Origin of the sequence: Chitinimonas sp., from assembly GCF_041904975.1 — a bacterium.
GTDB lineage: Bacteria > Pseudomonadota > Gammaproteobacteria > Burkholderiales > Chitinimonadaceae > Chitinimonas.
This window is the reverse complement of the sequence record NZ_JAYRLZ010000048.1, coordinates 1-9,041: the sequence shown is the minus strand read 5'-3', so window position 1 is coordinate 9,041 and position 9,041 is coordinate 1. Positions and strand designations below refer to the sequence as shown.

At 61.2% G+C, this 9,041-nt stretch carries 3 protein-coding genes; all 3 read left to right on the top strand.

Annotated features, from left to right (window positions below):
• Positions 1 to 587 (top strand): hypothetical protein (locus tag ACE3OH_RS06945; protein WP_374349984.1); only part of this gene is annotated, 587 nt, incomplete at its 5' end.
• A gap of 806 nt (positions 588 to 1,393) precedes the next feature.
• Positions 1,394 to 4,747, top strand: a complete 3,354-nt coding sequence (locus ACE3OH_RS06940; protein ID WP_374349982.1) for a DUF6531 domain-containing protein — start codon at positions 1,394 to 1,396, stop codon at positions 4,745 to 4,747.
• Between the two features lie 94 nt (positions 4,748 to 4,841).
• Positions 4,842 to 9,041: Ig-like domain-containing protein (locus tag ACE3OH_RS06935; protein WP_374349979.1), on the top strand; the 4,200-nt coding region annotated here is incomplete at its 3' end.

Below are 9,041 nucleotides of genomic sequence, written 5' to 3'. Positions count from 1 at the left end.
TCGGTGGCCCTCAAGCCCTGGCTGCCAGCCGACAGCGGCGTGCTGCTGCACGCCATGCCAGCGCTACAGCTGAAGGGATGGTCATGAACTATCACGCACTCACCCGCCCGGCCGCTCCGCTCAATACCTTGATCTGGCGCATGGCGCTGGCCGCCTCGCTGCTGTTGGTTCTGGCCTGCGGCCAGCTCTGGCATAGCGGTCGCGCCCGCCAGCTTTTGCAGCCGCCGGCCGAAGCGCCAGCTGCCCCGCCGCCGGTGGTCGTCGAGCTGCCCAGCAACCCGGAAGCGGAAGCGCGCGCCGCCGAAATTCGCCGCGCCCTGCACACCCCCTGGGCCAATCTGCTATTGGCGGTGGAAAAAGCCGGCAGCAAGGACGTCACCCTGCTGGCCCTGCACCCGGATCTCGCAAAAGGCAACTTTGCCATCGAAGGCGAGGTGAAGGAATTTGCCGCGCTGCAGGCCTACATCGATCGGCTGAACAGTAGCGGGCTGGTCAGTGAGGTGTATTTACTGCATGAGGAAGCTTATGCCCGCGACACCATTGAGACAGTGGGGTTCAAGGTGGTGGGGAGGGTTAGGGGAGATTAACTCGGTATGACACAGAGAGTGGCTGGACGTAAATTCATCTCTCTTTGTTTTATCAAGGACACTCGCGTTTCTAGAACTTTAGAAAGTTTTGTCACTTAGGTGGCCTTGCAAAGCAATGGCTAGTCTGTTTTCCGAATGACAAAATCAGCTAAAAGTTTAGTAAGGCGTTGCGTCTATACCTGCTTCTGAGCAATGGCTGCCGTTGCACGATTTTCTTAATGCAAATGAAATGATTGGCCGCAAAAATTTTATTTTTGCACGCAATTCATTTATTCCTGGAAAGTAATATGTTGCGAAACTTGGTTTTATGTTTGGCGGTTTTAATTTTTTCGGTGCAAGCCAATGCAGTGGTTCGATATCACAACAGTGGATTAGACTTTTCATCTTTAAGTGACGCGCTTGCATACGGGGAAAAACAAGTAACGCCGAAGGGTTGTACTTTTAGTTTGGTATCGCGGACGTTTAGCAGTAGTGGATATTGGGAGGTGGGGAACGTGTCCTGCCTATCATTTCCTGTTGGGGTAGAAGTGACTCCGATGTGTAAAAATGGTCAAAACCCGCAGGCAGGAGTTCATGTTGGCGCGAGCGGTGCGTGGTGTGATGATGACGGCCCGCCTACGTTTCCTGGCAACGGCCAGACCAGCGGAGGAAGCGGGGGGGGGCCTATTAGCGGCGGCACACCACGCCCAGAGCCAAGTTCGCGGAGTCCGGTCGCGGCATCAGGCCAGAGCAAACCCGCCTGCCAATGCGAAGCCAAAGGGCCGGTCACTGGCCGGGAAGGCATCCCCACCCAGGCAGCCGACCCGGTGCTGTTTGATTTGGGCCGGGTGGTGCACGAGGAAGTCGATTACCGCGGCGCCGCGCCTTCGCTGCTGCGCTTCAGCCGCCACTACGACAGCAGCGGTCGCCTGCAAGGCAGCCTGCCGCAAGCCATGGGCCAGAACTGGACCCATAACTATGAGATTTATCTCTACCCGACCCGCACCCCTCTCAGCAGCTTTGAAGGCAAGCGCCAGAGCACGGATGGCAGCCCGGCCTACTTTCCAGTGGGTTATGACTTTAGTCGTCCGCGCTCTGTAAACCCTCAGTCCCTGCGTTGCGAGCTGGACGATGCAAAGTTTGACGGCAAGTGTTATCCGCTACTTCACCCCTCTGCTGCGGTCTATATGGCCCTGCAGATTGGAGCCATGCGCCTGTATTTCCAATCGACCGATGGCGTGAACTGGAGGCCAGATGCCGACATCAGTGCCACCCTCACCAAGACCGCTAGCGGTTGGGTCTATGTCGATGCAGACCAGGCGGTGTGGCAATTCGATGCTAGCTACAACCCGCAAAGCGTCCGCTACCGCGATGGCACCGGTCTGACCTTTACCGTCGATACCGGCACGCGCAGCGAACAGGCTCCGGTTATCCTGGTGAAAGACAGTTTTGGTAACAAGCTGTATTTGGTACATACAGTAGGTATTTTAGCTACTGTCTTTGCTCAGAATGCTGATGATGATTTGATGTTCAAGTTGAAGCTTTTCTACGATACGGCCGAACAAGATCCTAGTGGCCTGTCGGTCGGCCGAGGCTATGCCTGGTTGAAATCGATTCGCTATCGCTACTACTTCCCGGGCGCAGCACGTAATTCTGAGCTTGAGCGCCGCTACGGCTACACCTACAACCAGAACCTGGTAGGCGCCCCGTTTCAGCTGAGGACAGTGACCGACGAACGTGGCATCGAGGCACACCACTTCGACTACGACGAGAACGGCCTGGCCATTCGCGCCGACGACGGCGCCGGCATCGGCGAATACCGCTTCCGCTACTTCCAGGATGAACAAGGCCAGATCCATTCGGTGGTAGTCACCCGCCCACTGGGTGACGGCATGACCATCACCATGGAGAACAAAGGCAACCGCATGGTGCCGGCTTCGGCCAGCTATTTTGGCCAGACCAGCAACCCGCAGAAGCCGACGCAGTTCACTTTCACCCAGTTGAACGACGCCGATGGCCGCAAGATCGGCAGCACTGATGGCACCGGCGTGGTGACGCAGATCGACTACGACACCGCGCGCAACCTGCCGATCAAGGTCACCGAGGCCAAGGGCACGGCGTTTGCCCGCTATCGGCACACCCAATACCAGGCCGACCGTCCGGTGCCGTACTGGTGGTCCGGCCCCTTGCTGCAGCAGGGGGCGGTTCCCGACCCGGCCACCGGCCTGGTGACCGATTTTTACGAGCAGGCCACCACCGACAAGGACGGCGCGCAAGGCCTGGTGACCAGCAACTATATCGCCGGTAAATTGCGTAAGACCCATTACGAGCGCAATGCCATGGGCCAGATCAAGACGGTGACCGACCCGCTGGGGCGCATCACTACCTTTGATTACCTGCCCGGTAGTGGGCAACTGACGACCGTGACCAATGCCCTCGGCCATGTCACCACCTATACCGACTTTGACTTGGAGGGACGTCCGCAGCGGATGATCGATCCGAATCAGGTATCGAGCATTCTTCGCTATGACAGTCGCAGCAAACTCTATCAAATCGATAGAGGGCTGGGCGGGAAGACCACCTACGGCTACGACGCGGCCGGCAATCTGCATACCATAACCAGTGCGGATGGCGACGTCCTCACCTACGACTACGACGACGGCAACCGGCTGACCACCATTACCGATGCGCTGGGCAACCGGGTGGTGTACACCCTCGATGGCCTGGGCAACCGCAAGGAAACCACGGTGTACGCCGCCAGTGGCGAGAGGGTGCGGCATAGCGGCACCGATTACGAGCAGACCGGCAAGCCGATGTCACGTACCGCGGGCGGCAAGCTGCAGGCGGAGTACGACTACGACACAAACGGCAACCTCTGGCATATCAAGCTACCGGCCGTGCCGGGCATCGGCGCCCGCACCATCACCCAGACCTATGACCTGCTGGGCCGGCTGGACACCCGCACCGATGCCAATGGCAAGGTCAGCAAATATGAGTACAACGGCCAGGACCGCCTGGTGAAGGTGACCGACCCCAAGGGGAACGTCACCTCTTACACCATCAATGGCTTTGGCGAAGTACTGGAACAGCAGAGCCCGGACACCGGCCTGACCACCTATACCTATGACCTGGTGGGCAATCTGGAAACGGTAACCGACGCCAAGAAGCAGATCACTAAATACACCTATGACGACCTGAACCGGCCCAAGACCGCCACCTATGCCGATGGCAGCAAGGTAGTGAACACCTATGACACCGCTCCTTACGGTATCGGCAAACTGGCCGAGGTACAGGAATACGATGCTGGCGGCCAGCTGGTGCGCAGCAGCAGCTACCGCTACAACTGGCTGGGCCAGCTGGAAACGGTCAGCCAGACAGTAGGGGGGCAGACCGAATCAGTGGGTTACCGCTACACGCGGGGTGGTCGCCTGGCTGGTTTGCGCTATCCGTCCGGACGCGAGATCAGCTACGAATTTGACGCCGCCATGCAGATTCAGAAGATCACCCTGAATGACAACGGCCGCAGCACCGTATTGGCATCGGATATTCGCTATGAGCCGTTTGGTGGCATCAGCAGCTTTACCAATGGTGCCGGCCAATCGGTGACCCGTGGCTATGACGAAGCGGGCAGGGTACGGACCTACAATCTGGCCGGCCAGCTGATCCAGCAGGATTACGACGAAGGCGACCGGCTCAAGAGCCAGTTCGACCTGCTCAACCCGGGTACCAGCGGCAACTATCGGTATAACCGCCTGGACCAGCTGACCTATGCCAGCCTGCCGGGCAAGGTGTACGGCTATGATTACGACCCGAATGGCAACCGCACGCTAGGGCAGGGCGGTACCGACGCCAGCTATGCACCGGGCAGCAACCGCATGCAGAGCATGACCACCGCCGGCGTGAGCCGGAATGTGGAACTGGACCCGAATGGCAGCACCACCCGTGACGCGACCAATGGTTATGTCTTCGATGCACGGGGCCGCCTCAAATCGGCCACCACCGCCTCCGGGCCGGTGAGCTTCGAGCTCAACGCCATGGGCCAGCGGGTGCGCAAGCAAGGTGCCAGCGGCGACACGGTGTTCCAGTACGACCTGGGCGGCCACCTGTTGTCCGAGCGTCATGCCAAGGGCCGCAAGGAGCATATCTGGCTGGGCGATATGCCCATTGCCGTTATCCAGTGAGGCAGGGACGGCGCGATGACCGCCGTCCCCACCTAGCCTCCCGGTCCCCCCTGAATATCTGCGCTGCCACGGGCAGCGCTTGCTTGAGAACGTCATGCACCAACGCATTGAACCGGGCGCCATGCCCGCCCCCCGCATTCGCGCCGTTTGGCTGAAGCTCGCCACCCTGGCGCTCAGCGGCTTCGTCTGGGCCGCCCCGCAGGTGAGCGTGAGCGCACCGCTGGCCGGCAAGCAGTACGACACCTCGCCGATCAGCGACACCCTGCAGGCCACCGCCACGGCCGATAGCGGCAAGACCATCAGCAGCGTGGTGTTCCACTGGGTGAACAGCGCCAAGGTGGACACCACCCTCACCGGTACCGTCAGTGCCAATGGCAGCGTCTACAGCCTGCCGATCAACCTGGCGGGCAAGCCGGCCGGGAATTACGAGATCTACGCCGTAGCCACCGACAGCGCCAAAGCCAAGGTCAGCAGCGCCCGCGTCACGGTAGTGGTCGGCAACACCGCACCCACCGCCAGCCTGCGCACCAATGCACCGGCAATCCGCATCAAGCCCGGCGTCGCCACAGGCGCTGTCGTACTGAACGGCAGCGGCAATGACAGCAATGGCCGGGTGGCCAAGCTGGAACTGCTGGTCAACCCGAACAACACCGGCTATGGCACCACGCCGGTTAAAACCCTGACCGGCACAGCCGCCAGCCTGGCGCTGAGCAACTACAGCTATGCTGCCGCACCGGGTAGCTCTCGCTTCAAACTGCGAGTCACGGATGACCAGGGCCTGCAGACCGAATCGGATGAAGTGAGCGCCACCGTCAGCATTGACCAGCCGCCCACCGCCAGCCTCAGTCAACCGGCAGCGGCGCGTAGCTATGGTGTAGCCAATGCCAGCAGCCAAGCCAGTGTCGTCATCAGTGGCAGCGGCAGCGATGCCGATGGCAGCGTCAGCAAACTGGAACTGCTGGATAACGGCAAGGTGATTGCCAGCGCCAACAGCGCCAGCCTCACCAGCACCGTCGCCCTGGCAGTGGGCAACCACAGCCTGGTTCTGCGTGCCACCGACGACACCGGCGTGACGGGCAACAGCAATGCCCTGGCCATCACCGTGGTGGTGGAAACCGCGCCGACGGTCCAGCTGCGTACCCCGGCCAGCAACAGCACCGTGATTGCCAAGGCCAATGGCCTGGCCAGTGTGGCCATTGACGGTAGCGGCAGCAGCGCTGCCGGCTTGAGCAACCTGGAATTGCTCGATGGCAGCACCGTACTGGCCAGTTCTGCAAGCGGCAGTCTCAATCAGACCGTCGATCTGCCGGTGGGCCAGCACCGCCTGAGCCTGCGTGCGACCAATCAGCTGAACGCCCAAACCAGCAGTACCCCGATCACCCTCACCGTGGTGGCTAATCAAGCGCCGAGTATCAGTTGGACCAGCCCGGCGGCCGATAGCCGCCAGGTGACGGCAGAGGGCAGCTACCGCACCGCCATCGTCGCCACCGCCTCAGACACCGATGGCGGTGTCAGCTTGCTGGAACTGCTGGATGGCGAGACCGTGATTGCCAGCGCCACAAACGGCAAGCTCGATACCCAGGTGAGCCTGACCACGGGCAGCCATGCCCTGCGTTTGCGCGCTACCGATGATCTGGGTGCCAAGACGCTGAGTGATCCGCGCACGATCACCGTGGTGGTCAACCAAGCCCCGAGTCTCAGTTGGACCAGCCCGGCGGCCGATAGCCGCCAGGTGACGGCAGAGGGCAGCTACCGCGCCGCCATCGTCGCCACCGCCTCAGACACCGATGGCAGCGTCAGCCTGCTGGAACTGCTGGATGGCGATGCGGTGATTGCCAGCGCCACAAACGGCAAGCTCGATACCCAGGTGAGCCTGACCACGGGCAGCCACCCCCTGCGTTTGCGCGCTACCGACGATCAGGGTGCCAAGACGCTGAGCGATCCGCGCACGATCACCGTGCTCGACAATCAGTTGCCCGATGTCAGCCTGCAAACACCGGCGACCGATATCAGCGTTACCACCGCGCCTGGCAACAGCTACCCCCAGGACCTGGCTGGTAGCGCCAGCGATAGCGATGGCAAAGTCGTCCGGCTGGAACTGCTCGATGGCGGCATGGTGGTGGCAGATTGGGCAAGCGACCGTGTGAATGCGGTGGTGAATCTGGGCGAAGGTGCTCACACCCTGCGCCTGCGCGCCACCGACAATCTTGGTGGTCAAGCCACGAGCGCTGCACGCCAAGTGACGGTGGTCGCCGGACAGACCCCGCAGCTCAGCCTTGCGGCACCGGCTACCGACCTGACCGTTGCGGCGAGTGGTGGCGTCTATCAGGCCAGCATCGATGCGACGGCGACCAGCCGCAATCCAGGCAAATCGATCAAGACCCTGCAATTGCTCGATGGCGATCAGGTCATTGCGCAATCGCAGAACGGCACCCTTAAAACCAGCGTTGCCCTGCCACCGGGCGAGCATGCGCTGAGCCTGCGTGCCGAAGATGAAATGGGCATGGTGAGCCTGAGCCCGGCACGGCGTATTACGGTGACTGCCAGCGCAGGCCAGCTCGCCGTGCGCTTTGTATCACCAAGCGGCTACACACTCGTTGATCTTGACGCCAAGCCCTGTATGGCAGTGATTGCAGATGCCAGCAGTGCAGCAGGAACAATCCGGAAGGTTGAGTTACTCGACAATGGCATCCCGGTACCGTGGACGTTCTGGGCTGGAGACAATCGGAACTTTGAGTTCTGCTTCAAGCAGGTGGGCTTGCACAGCCTGGTATTGCGCGCCACCGACAGTGCGGGCACGGTCGGCGACAGTGAAATACAGAATGTGAATGTCTATGCGTTCGCCACCCATACGTTCGGACAGATCCTTGCACCCGCAACTGACTTGAATGTCGTTGTTGCGCCAGGCGCGGTATTCAGCACCCAGCTGATCGCTGTTCGGCCAACGAATGGCGATCGACACCTGAATCTGTTTGACAACGGCATTTTGCTGGCTAGTGCCAGCAATGGTGAAATGCGCATCACCCTGAATCTGGGCATCGGCCAGCATCGTTTGCTGGTCGCTAGTTCAGCCGACCCATCGGCAGCGATGATGCGCACGATCACCGTGACCACCGCGCCGACGGGCCAGAAGCAGGGCATGTTGGAAGGCATCATCCGCAAGGACGACAAGAAGGCTTACGTAATCGGCTGGGCCTGCACGGTAGGCAAACCCGAGCCGGAGCGTGTCTGGAAGTACTTTATCCCGGGTATTGAAATGCCGTCGCTGTCACGGATGGCAGATGAACCCCTGACCGATCCGAGGGTGGCAGCCCGAGCCCAAACGGCTTGCGGCAATGATGCACCCCATGGCTTCTCGTGGGCGCTGACCGACCTGCTGGGGATAACAGAAGAAGGCGAGACGCAAGGCCGGTTGATCCAGCTCAACCTGATGGATGACCGCGGCATTGCCACTCAGCTGGCCTGCAACGGCAGCTGCCTGTCCCCCGGCCAGATCACTGTCGGCATCACCTCTCCGAAGGAAGGTGACACACTGACCGCCCAAAGCCGCACCTATGTGGTGGTGCGCGCCACCGATGCGGACGCCAAACCGCTGGATGCCGACGAAGTAGAAAGCGTCGACCTGCTGGTGAACGGCCGCTATCAAACCACCCTGGCGCGCGACACCATCCAGGGCCCCACCGCCTATGGCGGCTTCTTTGTGCCAGATGCGGAGCAGGGGAGTGCAATAGATCTGGTGGCCCGCCTGACCATGAAGGACGGCCGGCAACTGCTATCGGGCGCGATCCACCTGACCGTGACCGGTGGCAGCCCGGTGGCCAGCCTGCGCTGGATCAGTCCGGCAGCCGGCAGCAAGCTCGATGCCCCGGCGCGCCTGCGCCTGCAGGTTCGCGGCGCGGCGAGCACCGGCAACACGGTGAAGTTCTTCCAGAATGATCAGCCGGTCGACGGCGTGGTCAGCGTGACCGAGCACGACGACAACGGTCGCGTGCTGAAAGACTTCATGCTTGACTGGACCGGCGTAGCCGCCGGCAGCTATGGCCTGACCGCGCGCCTGTATGACGCCGGCGGCGCCTTGCTGTACACCACCCCGGTGCAGACCGTGACGGTCGCACCGACCCAGGCGGGCGGCACCCAGATCTACTACGTCTACGCCGACCCGCTGAACACTCCGCGACTGCTGACCGACAGCGGCAACAACGTGGTGTGGCAGAACTCGCCCTTTGGCGAACCGTACGGCAACACCCCGGTGCAGGCGCAGAACGGCTTTGAGTACAACCTGCGCTTCCCTGGC